The organism is Chryseobacterium edaphi (genome assembly GCF_025628985.1).
Classification (GTDB): Bacteria; Bacteroidota; Bacteroidia; order Flavobacteriales; family Weeksellaceae; genus Chryseobacterium; species Chryseobacterium edaphi.
The window spans coordinates 295,373-309,630 of sequence record NZ_JAOTEM010000004.1 but is presented as its reverse complement, the minus strand read 5'-3'; the positions used below and the strand labels follow the sequence as shown (position 1 = coordinate 309,630).

Below are 14,258 nucleotides of genomic sequence, written 5' to 3'. Positions count from 1 at the left end.
AATAAATCTTAGATTTTTTCCGGCCGATCCCAAATAATAAACTATGAAAAAACTATTTTGGTTCTAAAATACTGATTGGAATAATACATTCCTCAAGAGAAATTCCACCATGTTGGTAAGTCTCTTTATAATAATTGACAAAATGATTATAATTTTTAGGATATGCTAGAAAAGTATTGTTTTTTGCGAAAATATATTTCGAACTTAAATTTCCTTTAGGCAAAAATATTTTTTCAGGGTTTGTAACTGCCCAAACATCTTTTTCGTCATACGTCAAACTTTTTCCGGTTTTATAACGAATGTTTGTTGAGGTTTCTCTGTCTCCCACAACACGGCTTGGTTTTTTGACATAAACAGTTCCGTGATCGGTTGTGATGACTAATTTATAACCACTTTCTGCCGCCAATTTAATAATCTTAATTAAAGATGAATTCTCAAACCAATTCGACGTCAACGAACGGAAAGTTTTATCATCTCTGATTAATTGGTCAACAATGTGGTTATCCGTTTTTGCGTGAGATAAAATATCTATGAAATTATAAACGATCACCAAAAGGTCATTATTCTTATGTTGATTAAAATCTTCGTAAATCTTCTTCTCAAAATCGGCATTCAGAACTTTCAGATATTTCATTGATTTAGAGTTTAAACCGATTCTTTTCATCTGATCTTCTAAGAAATCACGTTCGTATTCATTTTTATTTCCATCTTCATTATCATTAAACCATTTATCAGGAAAACGTTTTTCAATTTCTGAAGGAAGCATTCCTGCGAAAAACGAATTTCTTGCATACTGAGTCGCAGTTGGAAGGATACTGTAATAGTAATCTTCTGAAACTTTATTATAATATTTAGTAAATAAAGGTTCAATTACTTTCCACTGGTCGTATCTTAAATTATCAACCATCAGCAAAAGAACTTTGTCTTTTTCAACTTCAGGTTTTACTTTGTCTCTGAACAAAGTGTGGCTCATCAAAGGTTTATCACCTCCATTCAACCATTCTTCGTAATTGTTTTCTATAAATTTTGCAAACTGAATATTGGCTTCTTCTTTTTGAGATTGTAGTAAATCTGCAAATTCGTTATCAGCAACTTTATCAAATTTCAATTCCCAATTGACGATTTTTTTATAATATTCTGCCCAATCTTGGTACGTTCTCAAATAAGAAAGTTCCATAGAAAGGTTCCTGAATTCCTGCTGATATTGAAGAATTGTCTTTTGCTCTACAAGGTTATCCTGCTGAAGATTTTTCTTTAATGATAATAAAATTTGATTAGGATTTACCGGCTTTAGAATGTAATCTGCGATCTGCGAGCCGATAGCCTCTTCCATAATATGTTCTTCTTCACTTTTTGTCACCATCACGATTTTCAGAGAACTGTCTTTTTCTTTAATCATCGGTATTGCTTCAAGTCCAGAGATTCCGGGCATGTTTTCATCAATAAGCGTTAACGCAAATTTTTCTGAATCTATCAGTTCTAAAGCTTCATTCACATTATTTACGGGAGTTACATGGTAACCCTTTTTTTCTAAAAATACGATATGAGGTTTAAGTAAATCTATTTCATCATCGATCCATAATATCTTTTCTGACATAAAAGTTTAATTTTTTTCTATAGTTATTGTATCAAAACTGTAACCAAAATCCTTTTATAAAAGCCAAATTACCGCCTTTAAAAGTTAAATCTTAGTTAAACAATTCTCACTGTTTGATTTCATTAAATGTGGTATGAAGATAGGCTAAAATCTTAAGGTTTTAAAGCATTATTAATAAAAATTCATTAGATTAAATTTTGCAATTTTCTTTGAATTGAGTTTAATACCTTAATTTTGCATCTGTCACAGTATATTTCTATGCAAAACAAGCTTAAAATTATCAACGATCCAGTTCACGGTTTTATTAAAATTCCTCACGAGATTTTATTTGATATTATTGAACATCCTTATTTCCAAAGATTAAGAAGAATCTCACAGACCGGACTTTTAAATTTAATTTTTCCTGGAGCAACACATACAAGATTTCATCATGCTTTAGGTGCGATGCATCTGATGTTTACCGCTTTGGAAACTTTAAAGCAAAAAGGAATTGATATTTCTGTCGAAGAAGAAAAAGGAGCAATGTTGGCAATTTTGATGCACGACATCGGTCACGGTCCGTTTTCTCATGCGCTGGAAAATATGTTGATGGATGATTGGCATCACGAAAATCTTTCTTTATTATTAATGAACAGATTAAATGATGAATTTGACGGACAGCTTTCAACAGCAATCGAAATGTTTCAGGGGAAATATCACAGAAAGTTTTTCAATCAGTTGATCAGCTCACAATTGGATGTTGACCGTTTGGATTATTTAAAAAGAGACAGTTTTTTCACAGGAGTTTCTGAAGGGAACGTAAATACCCAAAGAATTATTTCAATGATGAATGTCTGCGAAGACGAATTGGTAATTGATGCTAAAGGTGTCTATTCTATTGAAAATTTCCTCACCGCAAGAATGTTCATGTATTGGCAGGTGTATTATCATAAAACATCAGCTTTGGCAGAATTTATTCTGGTGAAAATTTTACAAAGAGCGAAATATTTGGCATCGCAGGGAGTAGATTTACCGGCAACTGAGAATTTAAAGTACTTTCTGAATCGCGGAAAAAGTGAAGAAACCGACGAGGATGTGCAAAGATTCACCCAAATGGATGATAATGATATTATTCATGCGATGAAATTGTGGCAGACTTCAGATGACTTTATTCTTTCATATTGGTGTCAATGTGTAATTCAAAGAAATCTACCTAAAACGATTATTTCGTCCCAACCTTTCGATCCGAAATTTGTTGAGGAGAAAATAAATAGCACCAATGAATTTTTGGGGATAGACAACGCTCACGAACTTGTACACGAGATTGAAAGAACACTTTTACCTTATAATACAGACAAACAGCCTATATTTTTATTACAGAAAAGCGGAAAAATTCTTAGACTTGACGAGTCGGAAGATCAGCTTTTGTCTGGTTTGATCACCAATAAAACGACAAGATACATTCTTACTTTTCCAAGATATTGATGCATACAAATTCTTAAAGAATATTAAAATCTATATTCCATAAACTAAAAAATGTTGGTGAATAATAGAATTTGTTATCTTTGCAGAATATGGAATTCACAGCTTCGCAAATTGCGAGTTTTATTGACGGAAAAATTATAGGTGATGAAAATGCGCTTATAACAGGAGTTTCGCCTATTGAAGGTGGGGAAGCAGGGCATCTTTCTTTTATTGCCCAGGAACGTTTTTCTCATTATTTAGATACTTCAAATTGTTCCGTTCTTATAGTATCGGAAGATATTTTAACCAAAGACAGCTACGACCAGACAATCATTTCTGTAAAAGATGCCTATCTTTCTTTTCAGGTTCTGATGAATTTATATCAGGAAATGCAGGGAAGAAAAGAAGGTATTGAGGACGGCGCTTCTATTCATGACACTGCTGTTGTCGGTGATAAAGCGTATGTTGGAGCATTTACTTATGTTTCTGAAAAAGCTAAAATCGGAGAAGGATCACAGATTTATCCGCAAGTTTACATCGGAAAAGGTGTAAAGATTGGTAAGAACTGCAAAATTGATAGTGGGGCAAGAATCTACGATTACTGTATCATTGGTGATAATTGTGTCATTCATTCCAACACTGTGATTGGTGGTGATGGTTTTGGTTTTCAGCCAACTCCAGAAGGTTTCAAAAAAATTCCTCAATTAGGAAACGTTATCATTGAAGATGATGTTGAAATCGGCTCAAACTGTAGTATTGACAGAGCAACAATTGGTTCGACAGTAATAGGTAAAGGAACTAAGATCGATAATCTGATTCAAATTGCACACAATGTAAAAATCGGTCAGAATAATGTCATAGCTTCACAAACCGGAATTGCAGGATCTACAATCGTGGGTGACTGGAATCAAATCGGCGGACAGGTTGGAATTGTAGGTCACATCAAAATCGGAAGTCAGGTGAAAATTCAGGCTCAAAGTGGTGTGAATTCTCACGTGAACGATAAAGAAACGGTTTACGGTTCGCCGGCAATCAGCTACAATAATTATCTTAAAAGCTACGTGCATTTCAGGAATCTTCCTGAACTTGTAAAAAGAATAAATAATCTTGAGAATAACTCAAAAGATCAGACTAATGAGTGATATGCAAAAAACACTTCAGGAAGAGGTTACTCTTTCCGGAATTGGCCTTCATACTGGTAAAGAAGTAAAACTGACCATCAAACCTGCTAAAGAAAATACAGGTTTCATCTTCGTAAGAACAGATCTAGAGGGTCATCCTCAGGTTGAAGCTGATGTAAACTACGTTGTAGCAACAGAAAGAGGAACAACTCTGGAGAAACTTGGCGTAAAAATCAACACTTGCGAGCATCTTTTAGCGGCATTGGTAGGTTGTGATATCGATAATGCTTACTTAGAGATGGATGCTTCAGAACCACCAATTTTAGATGGTTCTTCTAAATTTTTCGTGGAGGCAATCGAAAGTGTTGGAATTGTAGAGCAAAAAACTGCCAGAGAATATTTGGTAGTAAAAGAAGTTTTGAGCTACAGCGATCCTGCAACCGGTTCTGAGATTACAATTATCCCTTCAGATAATTACGAAATTACGACAATGGTAGATTTTGGGACCAAAGTTTTAGGAACTCAGAATGCTACTTTAAAAAATATTTCAGAGTTTAAAGAAGAAATTTCTTCTGCAAGAACATTCAGCTTTTTACATGAATTGGAAATGCTTCTTGATCACGGTTTGATCAAAGGTGGAGATATTTCTAATGCAATTGTTTACGTTGACAAGGATCTTACTGCTGAAACAACAGAAAAATTAAAGAAAGCTTTTGGTAAAGATCATGTTGCGATCAGACCCAACGGTATTCTAGATAATTTAACTTTAAACTATCCGAACGAAGCTGCAAGACACAAATTGCTCGATGTAATCGGTGATTTAGCTTTGGCCGGAGTTAAGATTAAAGGTAAAATTATTGCCAACAAACCAGGGCATTTTGTAAATACTCAGTTTGCTAAAAAACTGAACCGTCAGTGGAAATTACAGAAGAAGAAAAACGTTCCCGATTTTGATTTAAATAAAGAACCGGTTTTCGATATCAACGGAATTATGAGATTAATGCCTCACAGACCACCGTTTTTATTGATCGACAAAATTCTTGAATTATCAGATTCACACGTTGTTGGTCTAAAGAATGTGACGATGAACGAGCCTTTCTTCGTAGGACACTTTCCGAAAGAGCCGGTAATGCCGGGAGTTTTACAGGTCGAAGCTTTAGCGCAGACTGGTGGTATTTTGGTATTGGCAAGCGTTCCTGATCCGGAAAACTATTCTACTTATTTCATTAAAATGGATAAAGTAAAATTCAAAAGAAAAGTGGTTCCCGGTGATACGATGATTTTCAAAATTGAATTGATTGAACCGATCAGAAGAGGAATCGTGCACATGCAGGGTTACGGATACGTTGGTGATACAATAGCTGTAGAAGCTGAGCTTATGGCTCAGGTTGCAAAAAATAAAGTTGACTAAATGATTCATCAATTAGCCGCCGTTGATAAACGAGCAAAAATCAGTAAAAATGTAATTGTAGAACCATTTACTACTATTGCAGGTGATGTGGAAATAGGTGAAGGAACCTGGATCGGTTCAAACGTGACCATTATGGATGGTGCAAGAATCGGAAAAAACTGCAGGATTTTCCCCGGAACCGTAATTTCTGCTATCCCACAGGATTTGAAATTTGACGGTGAAGATACACAGACAATCATTGGTGATGACACTACGATCAGAGAATGTGTTACCGTAAACAGAGGTACAAAAGCTTTAGGATATACTAAAATTGGTGACAATTGTTTGATTATGGCAACTTCCCACATTGCTCATGACTGCATAATCGGTGACCATGTAATTATTGTAAACGGTTGCGGAATCGCCGGTCACGTAGAAATTGGAGATTTCACAGTGATGGGTGGCTTAAGTGCTGTTCACCAATTTGGAAAAATCGGAAAACACGTAATGATTTCAGGAGGAACTTTGGTAAGAAAAGATATTCCGCCATATGTAAAAGTAGCGCGTGAGCCAATGTCTTATGCCGGAATCAATTCTGTAGGTTTGAGAAGAAGAGGATTTACCAACGATAAAATTTTTGAAATTCAAAAAATTTACAGAGCAATTTTCCAGATGAAAATGAATGTTTCTCAGGCAGTCTCTCACATCGAAAAAGAAATGCTTCCAACGGCTGAACGAGATGAAATCCTTCAGTTTATCCAAAACTCTCCAAGAGGTATCGTTAAAGGATACGGAACGGGTAAAGAATAATTTAAATATAAATGATGAAAGCTTTAGTTTTATTTCTCCTCGGATTTTCATCTGTTGTTATTGCACAGATGAATAAAACATCAGAATTATCTGTTGTCGACAGAAAATTTAATGAAAAAAGAAATGATTCTATTGCAGTAACGAATGTAAACAGTATCATTCAGCAAACGAAAAATACGTATTCAACTACAATCATCGGTAGCGCAAACGATTCTGATCTTCAGAAAAACAAAATTCAGCTTTTGCAAAACGATATCAATTTTAATATGGGAGTCAACAGAAGATTTGTTTCTCAGGAAAATGGTGAAGTTTTCAGCAGTCCTAGAGCAGCGAGCATTAATGGTTTGGGCAAGATGTTGAGTGTACCAATTTATAAATCAAAATAGACTAAATATAATATAATTCAATGGCAACAAGTAACGATATAAAAAAAGGTCTTTGCATCGAGTACAGCAATGATATTTTTAAAGTAATCGAATTTATGCACGTAAAACCAGGGAAAGGTCCTGCTTTCGTGAGAACAAAACTAAAATCGGTAACCAACGGTAAAGTAATTGATAATACTTTTTCTGCAGGTCATAAAATTGACGAAGTAAAAGTAATTACAAGAAAATTCCAGTATCTTTATGATGATGAGAATGGTTTCCACTTTATGAATAATGAAGATTTCTCTCAACTATACTTAGGCAAAGAAATGATTGAAAACTCAAACCTGATGAAAGCAGGCGAAGAAGTAACTATCATTTTGAAAGAAGCTGACGAAACTCCACTTTCTGCAGAACTTCCTCAGTCGGTTTACTTAGAAGTTGTTGAAGCTGATCCGGGTGTAAAAGGAAACACAGCAACCAACGCTCTGAAAAACGCAATCGTTGAAACAGGAGCACGAGTAATGGTTCCTTTGTTCATTGAAGCGGGAGACAAAATCAAAGTAAGTACTGAAGATGGTTCTTACTTGGAGAGAGTAAAAGAATAATCTAAGATTCAAAATATTGTGTTTTTGAAATTACTTTAATTTACAACACAAAATAAAAACACTTGCAAGCGCAAGTGTTTTTATTTTATCACTAAACCATTTATTTGATATTTATAATTTTTTTAAGATTTGAGAACGATTTTCTTGAATACAAAAATATTTTTACATTTGATTTAGAAATTAAAAAATCACTTTTAAACTTTTAAATCCTCTAACACAAATGTCAGATCAAACAGAACAACCCAATTATGAAGTATTGCAAAAACAATGGGAAGAAGAAGTGAAAAACAATCCCATAACGCATGCTTTTTTAGAATCATATAAAAAATCCGACTGGGACTCATTGTACAAACAATATGCTTTTAATAAAATGTTGGCCTTTAAGCATGCTGAATATTACAGAAAGCATAATAAGGGACAGAAAAATCAATGGATGAATGCTGCAAAAAAACATTTAGCTATCATTCAGCAAAAGAAGCTATTTGATGCTCAATGTAAATGGAGAGCAGGTCAGGAAATATTTGAAGGAGTAGAGATTTGTTATGATTTTCATGTTTTAGAGCATGATATTATGAATTGCCATTTTTTAGAACAGCCCTCATCATATGATATAGATTTATATTGTGAATATCTTACCAGTAACAATGTAGAAATTGAATTGGACGGTTTTCATGAATGGCAGAATTATGAAGAATTAAAAGAAGCGTATAATACCAATGAAGAAAACATGAGCTTTCCTTCATGGTATGAATTTCATAATAGCAGAACAGGAAATGGGATATTACTAACTTTCCCTGATGTCAAAGGAAAACTCGAGCGAATGTATATTAATTTAGGTGTAAAAGAAAAACAGAAAAATCAACCACCAGCTCCACCATATATTCCACCTCCCGATGCTGATAAACCATATCTAAATTATTATGATAAATATGTACACTTAGATCTAGCAAAACAAATTGAAAATAGAGAGATGATCAATATTTTTAAAGAATATGTAGAAGCTACTGAGCATCAAGATACTTGGGAAAATGAAAGAGCACAGGAAACCTTTAATTATTTGAGCGGAATAAAAGATGAATTAGTTTCAATTGATGCACATCAAGACTTTAGAGTCGCTTTAGAAAGAGCCTGTCAGAAATACAGATGTCAAAAAATAGCAGAACATTTACCTTTAGCTCTGGAACATTATCAAACCAACCAGCAACTTAAACAAATAGGTATTGATTCATATGAAGAAAAAGAAGATTATCAATTTTATTTAAGTATACGAAAAATGTATGCTGAAAATATATTACTAGGCAGAAAAGCAAATAACGAACCCCTCGATTTCAATTTTTAATCTTAAAACTTTATATCTTTGCAACTCATTAATTTAAACATATGACGTTTCATCAGCCACAAAAACTAAAAACAATTGCTGATTTGATCGGAGCAAAATTTGTAGGTTCCGAAGATTTTCAGGTTTTTGGTACCAACGAAATTCACAGAGTAAAATCTGGCGAAATTGTATTCGTCAATCATCCAAAATATTACGATAAAGCTTTAAACTCTGCGGCAACCATTATCTTAATTGATAAAGAAGTAGAATGTCCGGAAGGAAAAGCGCTTTTAATTTCGGACGATCCGTTTGGAGATTTCAATAAGATCAATACCCACTTTACCAAAATCTATAACTTCACAGAAACACTTCATGATGTGGAGATAGGTGAGGGTACGAAAATTCACCCGTCCGCAGTTCTTGGAAATAACATCACGATAGGAAAAAACACAATCATTTTCCCCAATGTTGTTATCGGAGACCGAACTGTGATTGGTGATAACGTTATCATTCAATCCAATACCGTTTTGGGGGGCGACGCTTTTTATTACAGAAAATTAGACGGGAATTTTGACCGCTTGATTTCTGTAGGAAACGTAATCATCGAAAACAATGTAGAAATCGGAAACAGTTGCACGATTGATCGAGGAGTTACAGATTCTACAATCATTGGTGAAGGTTCTGTTTTAGATAATCAGATTCAGATCGGTCATGATACTGTAATCGGTAAAAAATGTTTAATTGCTTCCCAGGTCGGAATTGCTGGATGTTGTATCATCGGTGATGAGGTCACTTTATGGGGACAGGTCGGCATTGCATCTGGTAATAATATCGAATCAGGTTCAGTACTTCTAGGTAAAACCGGAGTTAATAGAGATCTGAAAAAGGGAACTTATATCGGGATGTTTGCAGAAGATTTTAAAACTTACCTGAAAAAAGAGGTGAAGTTGAGAAATCTCGAGTAACAATTTACATTGGTTTTAACTAAAATCAAAGAAAAATAAGTAAATTTGTGAGCGTTATTAAATAAAGCCATGAAGAAATTTTTCACTTTTTTTTTAATTTTTGTAATATCGTTAGTTTTTAGTCAAAAGACTCTTGATGCAAAAATTTTAACAAGTGAAAATGATAGTCTTACGGTTAAAATAAAAGTTAGGACAAATGCAATTGATCCAAATTTACTTTACGTTACTAGTTTCAATACAAAAATAACAACAGTAGATGAAAATGGTAAAAAAGTAAAAATTGAAATTCCAAAAGTCAAAGAGCTTTCATTAATAGATTTTAATGGAAAAAAACGTTTTTTTATAAACAAATCGGGTGATCAGAAAATTCTTCTTGAGAGGATGTATGATAGTGAAAATGTGGAATGGTATCGTAATTATTCATCAACTATGGGAGGAGAAAATGCCAATGATTTTTTATTTAATAAAAAAACAAATAAAGGAGTTGGTCTTATATATTTCACTGGATTACCAAAAAAAAGGTTGAAAGAGTTTTTTGCAGATGAACCCAAAATGTTAACTATAGTAGACGAAATCCGAAAAGACGGAGGTTTCTCTCAAACTTCTGATTACGACAGTGTGATGATTGAGATACTTGAAAGTTTTGATAACATAAAAAATAATAAATAAATTTAAAAAACAATAAAATGTCAATTTTAGTAAACAAAGATTCTAAAGTAATTGTACAAGGTTTTACAGGTAACGAAGGTACTTTCCACGCAGGTCAGATGATCGAGTACGGAACCAACGTAGTAGGTGGTGTTACTCCGGGAAAAGGAGGAAGCGAGCACTTAGGAAAGCCGGTATTTAATACTGTTGCTGACGCTGTTGCAAAAGCCGGAGCTAACGTAAGTATCATTTTTGTACCACCTGCATTTGCTGCAGATGCTATCATGGAAGCTGCTGAAGCAGGTATCAAAGTAATCGTTTGTATTACAGAAGGTATTCCTGTTGCAGATATGGTAAAAGTGAAATCTTATATCGCTGACAAAGAATGCAGATTGATCGGACCAAACTGTCCTGGAATCATTACTTCTGACGAAGCTAAAATTGGTATTATGCCAGGTTTTGTTTTCAAAAAAGGTAAAGTAGGAATCGTTTCAAAATCTGGAACTCTTACTTACGAAGCTGCTGATCAGGTTGTGAAAGCCGGTTACGGTGTTTCTACAGCGATCGGAATCGGTGGAGATCCAATCATTGGAACTACAACGAGAGAAGCTTTAGAATTGTTTATCAATGACCCTGAAACTGAAGCGGTTGTAATGATCGGTGAAATCGGTGGTGGTCTTGAAGCTGAAGCTGCAAGATGGTATAAAGCTAGCGGTTCTACAAAACCGGTTGTTGGTTTTATCGCTGGACAAACTGCTCCTAAAGGCAGAACAATGGGTCACGCAGGTGCTATTGTTGGAGGTGATGAAGACACGGCTCAGGCTAAAATGGAAATCATGAGAGAAAACGGTATCAATGTAGTAGATTCCCCTGCTGATATTGGTGTTACTGTTGCTAAAGTTTTAGGATAATTAAGATACAAAATGATATGAAATCGCTCTGACTAATTTTTAAAGTTTAGACTCGAAGGTAGGCGATACCATATGATTTTAAAAAACAATAAAAACTACATATGAAAAAAATTTTATTGACATCAGCTTTAGCACTTTCTACTTTATCTTTCGCACAGATTGATTTTAGTAGTACAAGATTCGGTGTTACTGCTGGTGGAAACTATTCGAGAGTGAAGAATGCACATAATCCTTCAGGAGCAAGATTTGCTTTTCAGGGCGGTGTTTTAGCATTGATCCCAATGGGAGGAGCCAATCAGTTTTATCTTCAGCCGGAGGTTACATATTACGGCGCCGGAGAATCTGGGAAAGATAAAGATGCTAAAAATGCTGATGGTTATAATGCAATGTACGCTAATAATTATCTGAGTGTACCAATTTATTTCAAAGGATATTTTTCTGAAGCAGAATCAGAATTTTTTGGAATGATCGGTCCGAGATTTAATTTTTTATTAAGTCAGAATGTTAAGAACGTACCCGCAAGCAGACCTTACTACGACCCGGATGTGACTGTTCCAAATTATCCACAGATCAGCGGAAAAGCAAACAGCTTTAACTTCGCAGTAGGTGTGGGAGTTGGGTATAGCTACAAAAGGCAACTCGAATTAGCTTTAAAATATGATTTTGGAGTTTCCAATACTTATCCGAAACTTATTGAAGATTTTACTAAAGACCCAAATACGGGAAAAAAGAAATCTGAACAGGTTCTTAGTTTAAGCCTAAGTTATATTTTCGAATAAAAATTTTTCATTAAAAAACATAAAAAATCCCGGGATGTAGATCTCGGGATTTTTTTATTAATTAAGAAATCAACTTCTGATCCATTTCCAAAGTTCCTTCAACGTCGCTTTATTTCCATACATTAAAATTCCTACTCTATAAATCTTGCCAGCTAAGAATATCATAAAAATAGTTGTGGCTAAAAGTAAAAAGATAGACAAAGCAATCTGCCAAGCCGGAACGCCATAAGGTATTCTTGCAATCATCGCAACGGGCGATGTGAATGGTATAATTGATAACCAAAAACCTAAAGGTCCATCAGGATTATTCATCAAAGAAAAACTTCCGTACATCCCTAAAGTTAAAGGTAAAATGGCAAATAAAGTGAATTGTTGTGTTTCTGTTTCGTTATCAACTGCAGAACCGATGGCTGCGTAAATTGAACTGTAAAATATATATCCTAAAAGGAAAAACACAATAAATACAAAGATGATTAAAGGAAAATTTAGCTCCAATAAGTTATGGGAAATCTGTGTAAAGATCTGTAGAATATCCAATTTGCTTAAAATACTTTGATCACCTCCCGGTATGTTTTTCTGCATAGACGAAAAACCGGTGTTTAAAACTAATGCACCAATTACAGACATCGTAATCCAGACGATAAATTGAGTCAAAGCAACCATTGTAACTCCAAAAATCTTTCCCATCATTAATTCAAAAGGCTTTACAGAAGAGATGATAATTTCAACCACTCGATTGTTTTTCTCTTCCAAAACGCTTCGCATCACACGAACTCCATAAATGATGATGAACATAAAAGTAACATACATTAAACCTAAACTTAAAGCAGTTTTCACCCCAAAAGTAAGGTCAGAATCTTCTTTATTGTCTTCTGAAACATTGATAGTTTTCAGTTCAAAACTTTTATCAAGATTATCAAGTTGTGATTCTGCGATACCCAACTGTTTTATTTTCTCTTTCTTGATTACATTTCCAATATCAGAAATAATTTGCTGTTTAGTATCAAGACCGATTTTAGTATTGACAACCAATCTTGTATTTTTCTCTAAATCATCAAAATTCTGACCCGAAATCTGAGGTAAAATCAGAATTCCATCTAAAGATTCATTCCCTTTGAGGTTTTTGATTTTAGATTTTTCATCCACAATAGGAACGAAAACATATTCCAGTTTATCATTAGATTTAAGCTGTCCTTTAAATAGACCACTATTGTCAACTACTTCAATGATGTTATGTGATTCATTGGCTTTAAACATCAATCCGATCACTGCGCCAAATCCGATGATCATTAATGGAGCTAATAAAGTCAGTAAAATGAAAGATTTTTTCTTAACCTGTGTAAGAAATTCTCTTTTTGTAATTAAAATAATATTTTTCATAACATTTAAGAATGATTACCTACGGCATTAATAAACACTTCATTCATACTTGGAATTTTTTCGTCAAATGATCTTACTTTTCCGGCTTGTACCAAATCAAGTAAAATATCATTTTGATTCACTGTGTTTTTCAGGTCAAACGAAATCAGATTATTCTGTTCAGATAAATTGAAAATTCCATATTTATTTTTGAAATTTTGAAGTTGCTCATTGTTCACATCAGAAAGCGTAATTCCAAAAATATTTTTCTTGAATTTTTCTCTTACGTCAAAAACTCTTCCGTCAATAATTTTCTTAGAATTATCAATTAATGCAACATAATCACACATTTCTTCCACACTTTCCATTCTGTGAGTAGAAAGAATAATTGTGGTTCCATTATTTTTAAGTTCAATTATTTGATCTTTAATTAAATTGGCATTAACAGGATCAAAACCGGAAAATGGTTCGTCAAGAATCAATAAATTTGGTCTGTGAAGTACAGTAACTACAAACTGTATTTTCTGCGCCATACCTTTCGAAAGTTCAGAAAGTTTCTTCTTCCACCATTGGTCGATGTGCAGTTTTTCAAACCATTTTTTGGCTTCATTCAGCGCATCGTTTTTTTTCATCCCTTTCAGTTCCCCGAAGTAGAGAATCTGATCTCCCACGCTCATATTTTTGTATAAACCGCGTTCTTCAGGCATGTAGCCAATGTCTCTAATGTGATTTGGATTCAGCTTTTCTCCGTTGATCATCACCTCTCCGGAATCTGCCTGTGTAATTTGATTGATAATACGGATGAAAGAGGTTTTTCCTGCTCCGTTGGGTCCCAGAAGACCGTAGATACTTCCTTTCGGCACATGTATGCTAAAATCGTCCAATGCTGTTTTTTTTCCTGCATTGTAAGTTTTAGTAATATGTTCAGCTTTTAGCATTCAGTT

14 protein-coding genes are annotated in these 14,258 nt (G+C 34.2%); 11 read left to right on the top strand and 3 right to left on the bottom strand.

Annotation, left to right across the window (positions count from 1 at the left end):
- Positions 1–52: 52 nt before the first annotated feature.
- Positions 53–1,597: a T9SS response regulator signal transducer PorX gene (gene porX, locus NZ698_RS15870; RefSeq protein ID WP_263004178.1), complete on the bottom strand. Its 1,545-nt coding sequence runs from the start codon at positions 1,595–1,597 to the stop codon at positions 53–55.
- Between the two features lie 258 nt (positions 1,598–1,855).
- Here porX and NZ698_RS15865 point away from each other — a divergent pair, with 258 nt between their 5' ends.
- From NZ698_RS15865 to NZ698_RS15815, 11 genes are all read left to right on the top strand, one after another.
- Positions 1,856–3,061 carry an HD domain-containing protein gene (locus NZ698_RS15865; protein ID WP_263004177.1) on the top strand — a complete coding sequence of 402 codons (1,206 nt, stop codon included), beginning with the start codon at positions 1,856–1,858 and terminating at the stop codon, positions 3,059–3,061.
- Between the two features lie 89 nt (positions 3,062–3,150).
- Complete coding sequence (gene lpxD / locus NZ698_RS15860; RefSeq protein WP_263004176.1) at positions 3,151–4,182, top strand: UDP-3-O-(3-hydroxymyristoyl)glucosamine N-acyltransferase; 1,032 nt, start codon at positions 3,151–3,153, stop codon at positions 4,180–4,182.
- A complete protein-coding gene (locus NZ698_RS15855) occupies positions 4,175–5,572 on the top strand; it encodes a bifunctional UDP-3-O-[3-hydroxymyristoyl] N-acetylglucosamine deacetylase/3-hydroxyacyl-ACP dehydratase (RefSeq protein ID WP_263004175.1) in 1,398 nt (465 codons plus the stop codon). The genes lpxD and NZ698_RS15855 overlap by 8 nt, the downstream gene beginning before the upstream one ends.
- On the top strand, positions 5,573–6,361 hold the full coding sequence (lpxA, locus tag NZ698_RS15850; RefSeq protein WP_263004174.1) for an acyl-ACP--UDP-N-acetylglucosamine O-acyltransferase: 789 nt from the start codon (positions 5,573–5,575) through the stop codon (positions 6,359–6,361).
- A 14-nt stretch (positions 6,362–6,375) separates the two neighbouring features.
- A complete protein-coding gene (locus NZ698_RS15845; protein ID WP_263004173.1) occupies positions 6,376–6,747 on the top strand; it encodes a hypothetical protein in 372 nt (123 codons plus the stop codon).
- A gap of 20 nt (positions 6,748–6,767) precedes the next feature.
- Positions 6,768–7,334, top strand: coding sequence for an elongation factor P (gene efp, locus NZ698_RS15840; protein ID WP_263004172.1), 567 nt, complete (start codon positions 6,768–6,770; stop codon positions 7,332–7,334).
- A 220-nt stretch (positions 7,335–7,554) separates the two neighbouring features.
- The gene (locus NZ698_RS15835; RefSeq protein ID WP_263004171.1) at positions 7,555–8,673 is read left to right on the top strand and encodes a hypothetical protein; all 1,119 of its coding nucleotides are present in this window, start codon (positions 7,555–7,557) and stop codon (positions 8,671–8,673) included.
- Between the two features lie 41 nt (positions 8,674–8,714).
- The gene (locus tag NZ698_RS15830; protein ID WP_263004170.1) at positions 8,715–9,617 is read left to right on the top strand and encodes a UDP-3-O-(3-hydroxymyristoyl)glucosamine N-acyltransferase; all 903 of its coding nucleotides are present in this window, start codon (positions 8,715–8,717) and stop codon (positions 9,615–9,617) included.
- Between the two features lie 69 nt (positions 9,618–9,686).
- On the top strand, positions 9,687–10,286 hold the full coding sequence (locus NZ698_RS15825) for a hypothetical protein (protein ID WP_263004169.1): 600 nt from the start codon (positions 9,687–9,689) through the stop codon (positions 10,284–10,286).
- A 17-nt stretch (positions 10,287–10,303) separates the two neighbouring features.
- Positions 10,304–11,176: a succinate--CoA ligase subunit alpha gene (sucD, locus tag NZ698_RS15820; protein WP_129534654.1), complete on the top strand. Its 873-nt coding sequence runs from the start codon at positions 10,304–10,306 to the stop codon at positions 11,174–11,176.
- Positions 11,177–11,277: 101 nt separating this feature from the next.
- Positions 11,278–11,955: a porin family protein gene (locus tag NZ698_RS15815; protein ID WP_263004168.1), complete on the top strand. Its 678-nt coding sequence runs from the start codon at positions 11,278–11,280 to the stop codon at positions 11,953–11,955.
- 69 nt (positions 11,956–12,024) lie between these two features.
- On the opposite strand, the gene NZ698_RS15810 is transcribed toward NZ698_RS15815, so the two are convergent.
- Together NZ698_RS15810 and NZ698_RS15805 are read right to left on the bottom strand one after the other, a co-directional pair.
- The gene (locus NZ698_RS15810; RefSeq protein ID WP_263004167.1) at positions 12,025–13,335 is read right to left on the bottom strand and encodes an ABC transporter permease; all 1,311 of its coding nucleotides are present in this window, start codon (positions 13,333–13,335) and stop codon (positions 12,025–12,027) included.
- A gap of 5 nt (positions 13,336–13,340) precedes the next feature.
- Positions 13,341–14,252, bottom strand: coding sequence for an ABC transporter ATP-binding protein (locus NZ698_RS15805; protein WP_263004166.1), 912 nt, complete (start codon positions 14,250–14,252; stop codon positions 13,341–13,343).
- Between the last annotated feature and the right edge of the window lie 6 nt (positions 14,253–14,258).

What these genes read in the sequence shown, in the direction of transcription:
- porX (WP_263004178.1), bottom strand. Translation starts at nt 1,597, where the DNA reads ATGTCAGAAAAGATATTATGGATCGATGATGAAATAGATTTACTTAAA.
- NZ698_RS15865 (WP_263004177.1), top strand. Translation starts at nt 1,856, where the DNA reads ATGCAAAACAAGCTTAAAATTATCAACGATCCAGTTCACGGTTTTATT.
- lpxD (WP_263004176.1), top strand. Translation starts at nt 3,151, where the DNA reads ATGGAATTCACAGCTTCGCAAATTGCGAGTTTTATTGACGGAAAAATT.
- NZ698_RS15855 (WP_263004175.1), top strand. Translation starts at nt 4,175, where the DNA reads ATGAGTGATATGCAAAAAACACTTCAGGAAGAGGTTACTCTTTCCGGA.
- lpxA (WP_263004174.1), top strand. Translation starts at nt 5,573, where the DNA reads ATGATTCATCAATTAGCCGCCGTTGATAAACGAGCAAAAATCAGTAAA.
- NZ698_RS15845 (WP_263004173.1), top strand. Translation starts at nt 6,376, where the DNA reads ATGAAAGCTTTAGTTTTATTTCTCCTCGGATTTTCATCTGTTGTTATT.
- efp (WP_263004172.1), top strand. Translation starts at nt 6,768, where the DNA reads ATGGCAACAAGTAACGATATAAAAAAAGGTCTTTGCATCGAGTACAGC.
- NZ698_RS15835 (WP_263004171.1), top strand. Translation starts at nt 7,555, where the DNA reads ATGTCAGATCAAACAGAACAACCCAATTATGAAGTATTGCAAAAACAA.
- NZ698_RS15830 (WP_263004170.1), top strand. Translation starts at nt 8,715, where the DNA reads ATGACGTTTCATCAGCCACAAAAACTAAAAACAATTGCTGATTTGATC.
- NZ698_RS15825 (WP_263004169.1), top strand. Translation starts at nt 9,687, where the DNA reads ATGAAGAAATTTTTCACTTTTTTTTTAATTTTTGTAATATCGTTAGTT.
- sucD (WP_129534654.1), top strand. Translation starts at nt 10,304, where the DNA reads ATGTCAATTTTAGTAAACAAAGATTCTAAAGTAATTGTACAAGGTTTT.
- NZ698_RS15815 (WP_263004168.1), top strand. Translation starts at nt 11,278, where the DNA reads ATGAAAAAAATTTTATTGACATCAGCTTTAGCACTTTCTACTTTATCT.
- NZ698_RS15810 (WP_263004167.1), bottom strand. Translation starts at nt 13,335, where the DNA reads ATGAAAAATATTATTTTAATTACAAAAAGAGAATTTCTTACACAGGTT.
- NZ698_RS15805 (WP_263004166.1), bottom strand. Translation starts at nt 14,252, where the DNA reads ATGCTAAAAGCTGAACATATTACTAAAACTTACAATGCAGGAAAAAAA.